This is a genomic window from Pandoraea sp. PE-S2T-3 (assembly GCF_002179965.1).
Lineage (GTDB): Bacteria > Pseudomonadota > Gammaproteobacteria > Burkholderiales > Burkholderiaceae > Pandoraea.
In genome coordinates this window covers 20,371-34,043 of record NZ_NGUQ01000008.1, presented here as the reverse complement: position 1 = coordinate 34,043, position 13,673 = coordinate 20,371, and the positions used below count along the sequence as shown (strand labels likewise).

Below are 13,673 nucleotides of genomic sequence, written 5' to 3'. Positions count from 1 at the left end.
GTCTGGCGGGAGGGCGTGTGCGCCGGTGGGCGTGGCGCCTTCCCGTTTTGTTTTCGTTTCGCGCTTGGCGTTGGTCGCTTCGTCGCTTCGTCAGTTCTTCAGTTCTTCAGTTTTTCAAGCGATCTCGTCCAGCACCTTTGCCAGACTGTCGATCGTGCGCTCACGGTTGTGAAGCTTCTCCAGCCCGAACAGGCCAAGCCGGAACGTCTTGAAGTCGGCCGGCTCGTCGACCTGAAGCGGCACGCCTGCGCCGATCTGCATGCCCTGTACGACAAATTTCTTGCCGGAGTGAATGGCGTCGTCGTCGGTATAGCTCACGATCACGCCCGGTGCTTCGAACCCCTTCGCCGCCACGCTGCGGTATCCCTTGGCGGCGAGCAGTGCACGCACCTTGTCGCCCAGCGATTGCTGCTCCTCACGCACCTTCTCGAAGCCGTACGCTTCGGTTTCGAGCATGACGTCGCGTAACACCTTCAGAGCGTCGGTCGGCATTGTGGCGTGATAGGCGAAACCGCCTTTCTCATAGGCTTCCATGATCTGGAGCCACTTGCGCAGGTCGCACGAGAAGCTGGTGCTGGTGGTGGTGTCGAGCTTTGCGCGCGCGGCGGCGTTCAGCATCACCAGCGCGCAGCACGGCGACGCGCTCCAGCCTTTTTGCGGCGCACTGATCAGGATGTCGACGCCGGTGGCTTCCATGTCGACCCAGATCGTGCCGGAGGCGATGCAATCGAGCACGAACAGGCCGCCGACTGCATGCGTAGCGTCGGCCACGGCACGCAGGTAATCGTCGGGCAGCAGGATGCCGGAAGCGGTCTCAACGTGCGGCGCGAAAACCATCTCGGGCTTGTGCTCGCGAATTGCGGCAACGACTTCATCGATCGGGGGCGGGGCGTACGCGGCCTGACGGCCTTCGGTGACCGGGCGCGCCTTGAGCACCTCGGTGCTGGCCGGAATGCTGCCCATGTCGAAGATCTGGCTCCAGCGATAGCTGAACCAGCCATTGCGAATGACCAGACAGCGCTTGTTCGTCGCAAACTGGCGCGCGACGGCTTCCATGCCGAATGTGCCGCTGCCCGGCACGATGATCGCGGCTTGCGCGTGATACACATCCTTCAGAACGCGCGAGATGTCGCGCATCACGCCCTGAAAGGCTTGCGACATGTGGTTCAGCGCCCGGTCGGTGTAGACCACCGAATATTCGAGCAGGCCATCGGGGTCCACAGTCGGGATAAGGCTGGTCATGTTCGTCTCCTGTTAGCTTTCTGCGTGCCCGTCATCCTACCCCGAATGGCTAGGGTGACGAAACCCGAGTGACCACGGGGGCAGGGGGCGTGCGGCGGTGCTTCCGATATGGCCGTCGGTGCGCTGGTGGGGCAATTACGGACGCCGCGACGTAAAATACGCGAAGCGCAGTAACCCCCTCATCTTGCATACGTAAAGCGGCTCTTGGTGGATCGACAGCACGGTTTTCTCCTCACACGGCATTGGCGCGATACGCCCGCCGGCACTGAAGTCGAGTTCTGGCTCGCCACCGACGACGGGCCGCGACGGGTACGGCTGCCCGTGCAGACCAATGTCGTTTTCGTCCCTGCCGAACAACGCGCACGCGTGGAGATGCTGCTGCGCAACGAACGCCAATCCGACCAGTACGAATTGCGCGAGCTGGCACTGACGGACTTTCACCGCCGGCCTGTGCTGGGGGTGTACTGCCGCCATCAACGTCCGCTGCTCAAGTTGGAAACGCTGCTGCGCGGCGCGGGCATCGATGTCTACGAAGCTGACATTCGCCCGCCCGAACGCTTTCTGATGGAGCGATTCATTACGGCACCGGTGGAGTTCGCCGGGCAGATGGGGGCCGATGGTTCCAGTGACTCCGATGGTGCCAATAGTGGCGATAGTGGCGATGGTCCCGGCGGACTCATCACTGACGTGCGGATGAAGCCTGCGCCGCGCTACCGCCCGGCGCTTCGCATCGTGTCGCTCGATATCGAAACGACCATCCAGGGCGACCTGTACTCGATTGCGCTGGAAGGCTGCGGGCAGCGGCAGGTCTACATGCTTGGGCCGGCCAATGGTGCCGGTGACGGCATCGCCGAGGCCGCCGATGTCGACTTCTCGCTGGAATATCGCGACACCCGTGCGCAACTCATCGAGAGCCTGAACGACTGGCTGGTCCGCCACGATCCCGACGCCATCATCGGCTGGAATCTGATCCAGTTCGATTTACGCGTGCTGCACGAGAGCGCGACGCGGTTTCAGACGCCCCTTTTGCTGGGGCGGGGCAATACGCCGCTCGAATGGCGCGAGCATCGCAATCACTTCTTCGCGAGCGCGCCGGGGCGCGTATTCATCGACGGTATCGAATCGCTGCGCTCGGCCACATGGACGTTTCCATCATTCAGTCTCGAGAACGTGGCGCAGACATTGCTCGGCGAGGGCAAGGCGATCGATACGCCGTATGAGCGAATGGCCGAGATCGACCGGATGTTCGCCGAGGACAAGCCCGCACTGGCGCGCTACAACCTGAAGGATTGCGAACTGGTCACCCGCATTTTCGCGAAGACCGGTCTGCTGTCGTTCCTGCTGGAGCGCTCGGCAGTGACCGGTCTGGCGCTGGATCGCAGTGGCGGATCGGTGGCGGCGTTCACGCATTTGTATCTGCCGGCGATGCACCGGCAGGGGTATGTGGCACCGAACGTAGGCGATGTCGAAGGGGCGGCGAGCCCCGGTGGTTTCGTGATGGATTCGCGCCCCGGCCTTTACGACTCGGTGCTGGTGCTCGATTACAAGAGCCTGTATCCGTCGATCATTCGCACATTCCTGATTGACCCTGTCGGGCTGGTGGAGGGGATGCATCGTCCCGGCGACGCCGATTCGGTGCCGGGCTTTCTCGGCGCGCGTTTCTCTCGTACGCGACACTGTTTGCCGGCCATCGTCAGGCAAGTGTGGCAGGGGCGGGACGAAGCGAAGCGTGAGAAGAACGCGCCGCTGTCGCAGGCGTTGAAGATCATCATGAATGCGTTCTACGGGGTGCTGGGGTCGAGTGGCTGCCGCTTCTTCGATCCGCGTCTGGCGTCGTCGATCACGATGCGTGGTCACGAGATCATGCGCAAGACGCGCGAGCTGATTCAGGCGCGCGGCTATCAGGTCATCTATGGCGATACCGATTCGTTGTTCGTGTGGTTGCGCGTGCAGCGTACAGAGGCGCAGGCGGAAGACATCGGCCGGGCGTTGGTGACGCATGTCAACGACTGGTGGCGCACGCACTTGCGAGAGACCTACGATCTGGAGAGTGCGCTGGAACTGGAGTTCGACACGCACTATCGACGCTTTCTGATGCCGACTGTGCGTGGCGCAGAGCAAGGCAGCAAGAAGCGATATGCGGGGCTGGTGATGCAGCCAGACGGAAGCGAGGCGGTGGTCTACAAGGGGCTGGAGACGGTTCGCACTGACTGGTCACCGCTGGCGCAGCAGTTTCAGCAAGACCTGTACTCGCGCATTTTTCGCGGCGAACCGTATCAGGACTACGTGCGCGATTATGTCGCGCGCACGCTCGCGGGCGAGATGGATGACCGGCTGGTTTACCGCAAGCGGCTGCGACGCAAGCTGGGCGACTACGAGCGCAACGTGCCGCCGCATGTGCGTGCCGCGCGTCTCGCCGATGACTTCAATCGCCGTCACGGCCGCCCGCCGCAATATCAGAACGGCGGCTGGATCAGCTACGTGATGACGACGGGCGGGCCGGAGCCGCTTGAGGATCGCCGTTCGGCGCTTGACTACGAGCACTATCTGGAGAACCAGCTCAAGCCTGTCGCGGACGCGATTCTGCCGTTTGTGGGCGATGCGTTTGACACGCTGGTGACGCGGCAGATGGGGTTGTTTTAAGTCAAACGGCCAATAAAAAAGCCGCCCGTGTGAGGGCGGCTTTTTCGTTGCGTCGATCGCCTGATGCGATAGCGACGCGTCGTCTTACTTCATCTGCACGGTGCCCGAGACGGTCACGGTGACTTGCGTCTTGCCGCCTTCGAGTTGCATCGGCGGTGCGGCATCGGCGCTGGCGGCCATCGGCGCAGCCTTCATCGCATACATGCGCGGCATGATCGGGGCGTTGGCGCCGACCTGCACCTGACGGATCGCGTAGCTCTTGTAGCCGAACGCCGTCGCGTTGCTTTGCGCCTGATCGCGGAAGGCCTGGATGGCCTGATTGGTCAACTCGGCCTGCGTCTTTTCCTGCGCTTCACGCGAGAGCGAGAACGACACGCCGTCCATTTGCATCTGGCCGGAGATTTCGCTGGCCAGACGCGACGCTGCGCCAAAATCCTTCGACTTCAGTTGCAGTTCAGTGCGGCCGCGCCACGCGGTGATCTTGCCGTCGCGGTTGGTCGTCGGGTACAGCGAGACGTTACCCGTCTGCACTTGCACGGCGTTCTGCGTCTTGGCCTTGGCCATCGCATTGTTCGCCTTTTGCGTCAGGTTGCGCGACACGGTGGCGGCATCGGCGCCTTGTTCTTCCGCCGACATCGTGATGTGCACGGTGTCCTGATCGACTTCCTTCGTGGCATGAGCTTCGAGGCCCAGCACGCCCGCGAGCTGGCGGTTCGACTCGTCGCCCGACTGGGCATAGGCTGCGTTGGCGGCAGTGGCGATCAACAGGGCGGCAGCGAGAGATTTGCGCATAGTTTGTCCTCTTTTGAATGTAAGTTCGCGTCTGATTGGCGAACGTTTGACCGGTTGCCGATGCACGCCGTAGGCCTAAGGGGGGGCGCACTATGCGTTCATCGACAACGTTATAGAGACGCTATCGATGCAAAATTGGTTCCCAATCGCTATTTGAGTAAGTGCTTGCTGATGAATTTCCAGTGCTCGGGCGCGACCGGTGTGATCGACAGACGGTTGCCGCGTGCGAGCACGAGCATGCCTTCCAGTTCGGGCGTCTCGCGCATTTCCGTGAGCGGCACAAGGCGGGTCTTGCGATCGAGCTTGACGTCGACGAGCAGCCATCGTGGCGAGGCGGGGCTCGACTTGACGTCGTAGTAGGGGCTCTTCGGATCGAACTGGGTCGGGTCGGGGTAGGCGGTCGAAGCGACGGTGGCCAGTCCGGCGATACCGGGCACAGCGCAACTGGAGTGATAGAAGAGAACGCCGTCACCGACACGCATGTCGTCGCGCATGAAGTTGCGCGCCTGATAGTTGCGTACGCCGGTCCATGGCAGGGTTTGCTGCTTGGCACTCGCGAGATCGTCGATGCTTGCCTCTTCAGGCTCGGATTTCATCAGCCAGTAGCGTTGCGTCATGTTGGTTACGGTTGTTTTTGTTGGCGGAACAGCGGATATCCTCGCACAACTGGCGTAATACCGGCGCATTTGTAATCGATTGTGTGCCGCGCTGCGATATCGAGACAATTCCTATACTATGCCTTTGTGAACTTCGTATGACCTTTATGAGCCTCATCATGCAGCGGATGGGGCAGCAGGGATGATGTGCGGTGCAGCAACCGCCCGTCGCCTGCGGCGCCTCGCCCGAGGCGCATGTACGTGCTTGAGCGATACATGTTCAACCGCCTATGCCGATAGGAGAGTGTGTCATGGCAGCAGAGCCGTCAGTCCGAACGAACGCGTTCATCTTCTATTCCCTGGCCACGGTGTCATTCATCGAGACCAGCGTGCCGGAGTTCGTTTCCACGCTCAACCAGATGTACGGCGATGACGCGGAAATGAAGGCGTGGTTGCGCGACACCTGGCTGCCCGAGGAGGTCGAACACGGGCGCCTGGCCAAGGACTACATCGCACGTGTCTGGCCCGAATTCGACTGGGCACCCGCCTACGACGCGTTTCTGGCCCGCTACAAGCCCCGTTGCGAAGTGGAGCATATGCGGCCATCCTTGGCGCTCGAGGCGCTGTCGCGGTGCGTGACGGAAACGCAAACCGCCATGATCTATCGCTGCCTCGAATCGTATATGCCGGTGGAAGAGCTCAAGCAGATGATGCACAAGCTGAGCAACGAAGAGGTGGGGCATTACCGGTACTTCCGTAAGACCTTCGACCGCTACAACGCCGTGGAGCAGCATGGGGTTATCAGCCGCTTGCGCACGATGGTGGCGCGCAGTGAGCTGGTGCGCGATGAGGACATCGCGTTTGCCTTCGAGCCGCTCAACAGCTTCTGGCGTTCGCCGCCGCCGTTTGAAATGATGAAATGGGAGGCGTTTCTCGCGATGTCTGGCGAGGTCATGAAGCAGTACATGCCGGTGGAGGCCGCGACGCGCATGATGTTCAAGCCGCTGGAGACTGGGTCTTGGTGGCGTGACCGGCCGGTGAAGGCGCTGATGTCCTTCATGGTGAAGCGGCAGTACCCGCAGTTGGGTAGTGAGGCTTGAGGCCAGAGGCTTCAGAGGCGAGGCTTGAGACCAGAGGCTTGCATCCCGAAAGCTTGATTCCCGAGCGTTCGATACCGGAAGCCGGTGTCCCTAAGCCCGATGCGACTTGATGTCGCAGGCGGCGCCGGGGTTCGGATGGTCGACGCAGACGGATGCGCGATACCAATGAGACGGCTTCGTGGCGAATTCGACACGTCTGACCGTCGACAGACGAAAAAAACCCCGCCGAGGCGGGGTTTTTCAATCGGCGAGCTAGTTACTTGCTCGTGCCGACCACTTCCACTTCCACGCGGCGATCCGGTGCCAGGCACGAGATCAGCTGAGTGCGGTTCTTCTGGTTGCAACCCGTGGTAACCGGGTTACGCTTGCCCTTGCCTTCCGTGTAGACACGGTTGGCTTCGACACCCTTGCTAACCAGGTAAGCCTTCACAGCTTGCGCGCGGCGCAGCGACAGACGGTCGTTGTACTTGTCCGAACCGATGCGGTCGGTGTAACCCGTGGCGACCACAACTTCCAGATTCAGTGCTTGGACCTTGCTGGCGAGATCATCCAGCTTTTCCTTACCGGCCGGCTTCAGGATGGCTTTGTCGAAGTCGAACAGGGCGTCGGCTTGGTACGTGACCTTTTGCGACTGGATCACCGGAGCGACCGGGGTCGGTGCCGGAGCCGGAGCCTGGGCGATGATCGAGCCGTCGCACTTGGCGTTGGCCGTCGCCGGGGTCCAGTAGGCATCGCGCCAGCACAGTTCGTCCGAACCGTTCTTCCAAACCCACTCGCCGCTGCCGTTAACCCAGTTGTCGTTGACTGCTTGTTTCGAGGCCGCGATCGGACCCGGAGCGGTCTGGACGTAATTTTGAGCCATAGCCGAAGCAGCCATCACTGCGGTAGCTGCAACGATCGCGAGCTTAGCGAATTTATTCATATTTCTCCTCTCGAAATGAGATTACCGCAGGTTTACTGCGAGCCTAGACGACGGAACCAAAGTCTTACATCGCTCGAAGTATAACATCGCCGAGTGCGCGAAAGCATGGCCCATGCACTTCGAATAATGTCTAACTTATGCCGTCGCATTTTGCCATAGCGCTCCTGCCGCCCGCGAGAAAAAACCCAGGTTTGCCGCCCCTCATGGCGCAGTTGTGGTTTGAGCGCAACACCTTTTGAGGCGCCTCGCCAACCGTTCCATTCTTCTTCATCCGCCGACGTTTTGGCGTCCTCGATATGTCTTGTGCGCTGCATCACGCCGGTTTCGGATGCCAATAGCGGGCATGTTAGAATCCCGAGATCGTATCGCTGGCAACCGCCTATCGCGATGAGCGTTTGATAGACACGGATAATGGATCAGTTCGCCAAAGAAACTCTCCCGATTTCACTCGAAGAAGAAATGCGACGGTCGTACCTCGATTACGCGATGAGCGTGATCGTCGGCCGTGCATTGCCCGATGTACGTGATGGCCTGAAACCGGTTCACCGCCGGGCGCTGTTTGCCATGCACGAGTTGAATAACGACTGGAACCGGGCATACAAAAAATCGGCGCGTATCGTCGGTGACGTCATCGGTAAGTACCACCCGCACGGCGACGCTTCTGTATACGACACGATCGTTCGCATGGCGCAGCCGTTCTCGCTGCGTTACATGCTGGTCGATGGTCAGGGCAACTTCGGCTCGGTCGACGGCGACAACGCTGCGGCAATGCGGTACACCGAAGTCCGTATGGCCAAGATCGGCCACGAGTTGCTCGCGGACATCGACAAGGAAACCGTCGATTTCGGTCCGAACTACGACGGCAGCGAAAAGGAACCGCTGATTCTGCCGGCCCGTATCCCGAACCTGCTGCTTAATGGTTCGTCGGGTATTGCCGTCGGTATGGCGACGAACATCCCGCCGCACAACCTCAATGAGGTGGTCGAAGGGTGTCTGTACGTTCTCAAGAACCCGGACGCCACTATCGATGAACTCATCGAGATCATCCCGGCCCCGGACTTCCCGACGGCAGGCATCATCTACGGCATCTCCGGCGTGCGCGAAGGCTACCGCACCGGTCGCGGCCGTGTCGTGATGCGAGCGACGACTCACTTCGAGGATATCGACCGCGGCCAACGCGTGGCGATCATCGTCGACGAGCTGCCCTATCAAGTTAACAAGCGCACACTTCTCGAGCGTATCGCCGAGCTGGTCAACGAAAAGCGCCTGGAGGGTATTTCCGACATCCGCGACGAGTCCGACAAGAGCGGCATGCGCGTGGTGATCGAGCTCAAGCGCGGCGAAGTGCCTGAAGTCGTGCTGAACAATCTATATAAGCACACGCAGTTGCAGGACACGTTCGGCATGAACATGGTGGCGCTGGTCGACGGCCAGCCCAAGCTGCTGAATCTGCGTGAAATGCTGGTGCACTTCCTGGCGCACCGCCGTGAAGTGATTACTCGCCGTACGGTCTACGAACTGCGTCGCGCACGCGAACGGGGCCATGTACTCGAGGGTCTGGCGGTAGCACTCGCTAACATCGACGACTTCATCGCGATCATCAAGGCCGCGCCGACGCCGCCGATCGCGAAGGCTGCGTTGATGGAGAAGGCGTGGGATTCGTCGGTCGTGCGCGACATGCTGGCGCGTGCCGAGAGCGAGACGCAAGGCGGCCGTGCGGCCTATCGTCCGGAAGGCCTCGACGCCGCCGTGGGCATGCAGCTCGACGGCCTGTACCGTCTGTCCGAAACGCAGGCGCAGGAAATCTTGCAGATGCGTCTGCAACGCCTGACGGGCCTTGAACAAGACAAGATCGTTTCCGAGTACAAGGAAGTGATGGCGCAGATCGCCGACTTGCTGGACATTCTGGCCCGCCCGGAACGTGTGACGGCAATCATCAGCGAAGAGCTGACCGCCGTGCGTGCCGAGTTCGGCGATGCCCGCCGCTCGACCATCGAACACAACGCCACGGAACTGGATACCGAAGATCTGATCACACCGCAGGACATGGTGGTTACCCTGTCGCATACGGGTTACATCAAGTCGATGCCGCTGTCCGAGTACCGTGCGCAGAAGCGCGGCGGCCGAGGCAAGCAGGCTGCGGCGACCAAGGATGACGACTGGATCGATACGCTGTTCATCGCGAACACGCACGATACGATCCTGTGCTTCTCGAACCGCGGCCGGGTTTACTGGATCAAGGTCTGGGAAGTGCCGCAAGGGTCGCGGAACTCGCGTGGCCGTCCGATCGTCAATATGTTCCCGTTGCAGGATGGCGAGAAGATCAACGTGGTGCTGCCGGTCAAGCAGTTCACGGAAGATCGCTTCGTGTTCATGGCAACGAGTTTGGGCACGGTCAAGAAGACGCCGCTGGCAGCCTTCAGCCGGCCGCTCAAGAAGGGCATCATCGCCGTGAATCTCGATGACGGCGACGTGCTGATCGGCGCAGCCATCACCGATGGTGCGCACGACGTGATGCTGTTCTCCGACTCGGGCAAGGCAGTGCGTTTCGACGAGAACGATGTGCGTCCGATGGGCCGTGAGGCTCGCGGCGTGCGCGGCATGCAGCTTGAAGACGGTCAGACGGTCATCGCACTGCTGGTCGCCGAAAACGAGCAGCAGTCCGTGCTGACGGCGACCGAAAACGGCTACGGCAAGCGGACTTCGATCACCGAATATACGCGCCACGGCCGTGGCACTAAGGGTATGATTGCGATCCAGACGAGCGAGCGCAACGGCCGGGTGGTCGCGGCGACGCTGGTTGAGCCGGATGACGAGATCATGCTGATCACGACGGGCGGGGTGTTGATCCGTACGCGAGTGTCTGAAATTCGCGAGATGGGCCGGGCCACGCAAGGGGTGACGCTGATCAGCCTGGACGAGGGCACGACGCTTTCGGGTCTGCAACGCATCGTTGAATCCGACGCCGAAGTCGCAGAGAACGGCGACGCGGAAGGCGGCGATGATGCGGCGGAAGCTGACGCTACCGAGTGACGCGCCGTAACTGGTTGTAACCGTAACTCGTTGTAAGCTGTAGGTGCATTACCCCGAAAAGTCAGTAGAATCTGGCCCGATGCAGTGAAATGCCCAGGCGAGGATGCATCTATTTATCGTTGGCGGGAGCCGGCGAATTTTGGAGTGACTATTACTATGCAACACAACGTCAAGAAGTGGATGTGGCTGCTGTTGGCAGCCCCGGCAATGGCAATGGCTCAGGCCCCGGCGAGCGCTCCGCTGGACGCTGACAAGAAAGCGGCCATCAAGCAACTGCTCGACGCGATTGACTCGAACAAGCTCGTGACGGCCATCGGTGAAGGCGCACAGCAGCAAGCCAAGCAACTGGCTCCGCAAGTGCTGGAACGCCAACTGGTCGAGAACAAGACGTTGAGCGATGCCCAGAAGCAAGCCATCGTGCCGACCCTGCAACAAAATTCGGTGCAGAAGCTGGTCGACGGCGCGGGCAAGGTCTTCACTTCGGATGCGTTCAAGAACGATGCCGTGCAAGCCCAGTACGCCGCCTACGGCAAGTACTATACGACCGAAGAAATCAAGGGTCTGACGGACTTCTACAAGAGCCCGGTTGGCCAGAAGTACATCAAGGTGCAGGATCAGGTCGGCCAGGAAGTGGTTGGCGGTCTGATGCAGAAGTACATGCCGCAATCGATCCAGGCAACCAGCTCGCAAGCTGACCAGGAAATTGCTGCGGCGTCGAAGTCGGCACCGAAGGCTCCGGCCAAGAAGTAAATTCCGGCCGGTCCCTCAGGGATTGACCGATAATGGCCGTTTGCGAGTGATCGCAAACGGCCATTTTGCATTGCATGGGCAAATCGGCATGACATGCTCGGAAATCGCTGAAAGTCGGCGTTTTGCCGGGGAATCTGCCCGAGCACCCGCACGGGACGGGCAACTGGCGGTATAGTTGGCCCTTACCGCTGCTGCGCAAGCCATTGACGCCAGATGTGAAACGCAAGCCGCCCGGGATTGAATCCGACGGCTTGCGTTTCACTTTTACCGCAGCAAAAGACTATGACGCGCCCTTTCAACTTTTCCGCCGGACCGGCGGCACTGCCCGCCGAGGTTCTCACGCAGGCAGCCGAAGAGATGCTCGACTGGCATGGTGCCGGGATGGGCGTGATGGAAATGAGCCATCGCGGCCGGGAGTTCATGAGCATTCTGGCGCAGGCGCAAGCCGATCTGCGCGAACTGCTCGCGGTTCCCGACAACTACCGCATCCTGTTCATGCAGGGTGGTGCGCTCGCGGAAAACGCCATCGTGCCGATGAACCTGCTCGGCGGCGAACGCGCGGGCGAGCGTCGCACGGCCGATTACGTGGTCACCGGCTCGTGGTCGGTGAAGTCGCAGAAGGAAGCGCGCAAGTATTGCGACGTCAATATCGCAGCCACCACCGAGGCTGATAAGTTCACGCGACTGCCGCAGGTGTCGGAATGGCAACTGTCGAAGGACCCGGCGTACGTGCACATCTGCACGAACGAGACGATTCACGGCGTCGAATACTTTTGGACGCCCGATCTGGCCGCCGCCGGCTTGCCGGCTGACACGCCGCTCGTGGCCGATGTTTCGTCGCACGTCCTGTCGCGTCCGATGGACGTCTCGAAGTTCGGCGTGTTGTACGGCGGTGCGCAAAAGAATATCGGCCCGTCGGGCCTGACGCTCGTGATCGTTCGCGACGACCTGCTGGGCCGCTCGCTGCCGTTCACGCCGAGCGCCTTCGACTGGAAGACGGTCGCCGAGAACGATTCGATGTTCAATACGCCGCCGACCTACGCGATCTACATTGCCGGACTGGTGTTCCAGTGGCTCAAGCGCCAGGGCGGTCTCGTCGCGATGGAAGCGCAGAACAAGGCCAAGGCCGAACTGCTCTACGGTTATCTCGATAGCAGCGAGTTCTATCGCACGGCGGTCGAGGCGGACTGCCGCTCGCGCATGAATGTTCCGTTTTTCCTGCACGACGACGCACTCAACGAAGCTTTCCTGACTGGCGCTCGCGAGCGCGGTCTGCTGCAACTCAAGGGCCACAAGTCCGTGGGAGGCATGCGCGCCTCGATCTACAACGCGATGCCGCTGGCCGGCGTCCAGGCGCTGGTCGACTATCTGCGCGAATTCGAGCGCAGCCACGGCTGACGAGGGCAAATGACCGGCGTGAAGGCGTTCTCCCGAACTCACGGCAAGAACGCCGCGCCGCAAGTTGCCTGACTATGTCCCATCGCAAAAAGACAACACGCTCCATGGATGATGATCTGAACGCATCGCTTCGCCCTCTGCGCGAGAAAATCGATGCCATCGACGAGCAACTGCTCAAGCTGCTCAATCAACGCGCTGCCGTCGCCCTCGAAGTGGGCGAGGTGAAGAAGCGCTTTGGCGCGCCGGTGTTCCGGCCCGAGCGCGAATTGCAGGTGATTTCGCGACTGCAACAAGCCAACGATGGCCCGCTGTATGGCGACAATCTCGCGTCGATCTGGCGCGAGATCATGTCGGCGAGCCGCGCGCTCGAAAAGGTGATGACCGTGGCCTATCTCGGCCCGGCTGGCACCTACAGCGAGCAAGCCGCGTTCACCTATTTCGGGCAGAGCGTCAAAGGCCTGCCGTGCCCGTCGCTCGACGAAGTGTTTCGGGCGGTGGAAGCCGGCAGCGCCGATTTCGGTGTCGTGCCGGTCGAGAATTCGACGGAAGGCGTGGTGTCGCGCACGCTCGATCTGCTGCTGCAAAGCCCGCTGACGATCGGCGGTGAAGTGGCTTTGCCGATCCATCACAATCTGATGTCGCAATCCGGCGCGCTCGACGGCGTGACCCGTATCTGTTCGCATGCCCAGTCGCTGGCGCAATGCCAGCACTGGCTGACGGCGCATTTCCCGACGCTGGAGCGTCAGGCCGTGTCTAGCAACGCCGAAGCGGCGCGCATGGCGGCGGCCGATCCGGCCATTGCCGCGATTGCCGGTGATTCGGCGGCAACGCAATACGGCTTGCAGATCGCGTTTTCGCACGTTCAGGACGATCCGCACAACCGCACGCGCTTTGTCGTGATCGGCACGCAGGATCCGTCGCCGAGCGGTCACGACCAGACGTCGCTGATTCTGTCGGTGCCCAATCGCGCCGGTGCCGTGGTCGCCCTGCTCGAACCGTTGGCCAATAACGGCGTGTCGATGACGCGCTTCGAGTCGCGTCCGGCCAAGAGCGGTGCATGGGAGTACTACTTCTACGTCGACTTCGAAGGGCACCGCGACGATGTGAACGTCGCCAAGGCGCTCGATTCGCTGCGGCAGAACGCGGCGTACTGCAAGGTGCTCGGGTCCTACCCGCGCTCGGCCTGACGCGTGGCAG

At 61.2% G+C, this 13,673-nt stretch carries 10 protein-coding genes; 6 read left to right on the top strand and 4 right to left on the bottom strand.

Annotation, left to right across the window (positions count from 1 at the left end; all coding sequences use genetic code 11):
- Window positions 1–114 precede the first annotated feature (114 nt).
- Complete coding sequence (locus CDV46_RS05860) at window positions 115–1,242, bottom strand: aminotransferase class V-fold PLP-dependent enzyme (RefSeq protein WP_087688674.1); 1,128 nt, start codon at window positions 1,240–1,242, stop codon at window positions 115–117.
- Between the two features lie 207 nt (window positions 1,243–1,449).
- Here CDV46_RS05860 and CDV46_RS05855 point away from each other — a divergent pair, with 207 nt between their 5' ends.
- Window positions 1,450–3,885, top strand: a complete 2,436-nt coding sequence (locus tag CDV46_RS05855) for a DNA polymerase II (RefSeq protein WP_217896717.1) — start codon at window positions 1,450–1,452, stop codon at window positions 3,883–3,885.
- Between the two features lie 84 nt (window positions 3,886–3,969).
- Here the strand turns inward: CDV46_RS05855 and CDV46_RS05850 are convergent, their stop codons facing one another.
- Window positions 3,970–4,677 carry an SIMPL domain-containing protein gene (locus CDV46_RS05850; RefSeq protein ID WP_087688672.1) on the bottom strand — a complete coding sequence of 236 codons (708 nt, stop codon included), beginning with the start codon at window positions 4,675–4,677 and terminating at the stop codon, window positions 3,970–3,972.
- Between the two features lie 149 nt (window positions 4,678–4,826).
- Entirely contained in the window at window positions 4,827–5,294 is a 468-nt protein-coding gene (locus tag CDV46_RS05845) for an EVE domain-containing protein (RefSeq protein ID WP_087688671.1), read from the bottom strand.
- 290 nt (window positions 5,295–5,584) lie between these two features.
- Between CDV46_RS05845 and CDV46_RS05840 the strand changes: the two genes are divergently transcribed.
- Window positions 5,585–6,373: a hypothetical protein gene (locus tag CDV46_RS05840; protein WP_087722051.1), complete on the top strand. Its 789-nt coding sequence runs from the start codon at window positions 5,585–5,587 to the stop codon at window positions 6,371–6,373.
- Between the two features lie 256 nt (window positions 6,374–6,629).
- Here the strand turns inward: CDV46_RS05840 and ompA are convergent, their stop codons facing one another.
- Window positions 6,630–7,295 carry an outer membrane protein OmpA gene (gene ompA, locus CDV46_RS05835; protein ID WP_087688670.1) on the bottom strand — a complete coding sequence of 222 codons (666 nt, stop codon included), beginning with the start codon at window positions 7,293–7,295 and terminating at the stop codon, window positions 6,630–6,632.
- Window positions 7,296–7,706: 411 nt separating this feature from the next.
- On the opposite strand from ompA, the gene gyrA reads away from it, so the two are divergent.
- The 4 genes from gyrA to pheA all read left to right on the top strand — a co-directional run bounded on the left by gyrA (window position 7,707) and on the right by pheA (window position 13,663).
- Complete coding sequence (gene gyrA / locus CDV46_RS05830) at window positions 7,707–10,328, top strand: DNA gyrase subunit A (protein ID WP_058375481.1); 2,622 nt, start codon at window positions 7,707–7,709, stop codon at window positions 10,326–10,328.
- A 156-nt stretch (window positions 10,329–10,484) separates the two neighbouring features.
- Window positions 10,485–11,078: a DUF2059 domain-containing protein gene (locus CDV46_RS05825; RefSeq protein WP_087688669.1), complete on the top strand. Its 594-nt coding sequence runs from the start codon at window positions 10,485–10,487 to the stop codon at window positions 11,076–11,078.
- Between the two features lie 282 nt (window positions 11,079–11,360).
- A complete protein-coding gene (gene serC, locus CDV46_RS05820; protein ID WP_087722050.1) occupies window positions 11,361–12,476 on the top strand; it encodes a 3-phosphoserine/phosphohydroxythreonine transaminase in 1,116 nt (371 codons plus the stop codon).
- A 104-nt stretch (window positions 12,477–12,580) separates the two neighbouring features.
- A complete protein-coding gene (gene pheA / locus CDV46_RS05815) occupies window positions 12,581–13,663 on the top strand; it encodes a prephenate dehydratase (protein ID WP_087688667.1) in 1,083 nt (360 codons plus the stop codon).
- Window positions 13,664–13,673 lie beyond the last annotated feature (10 nt).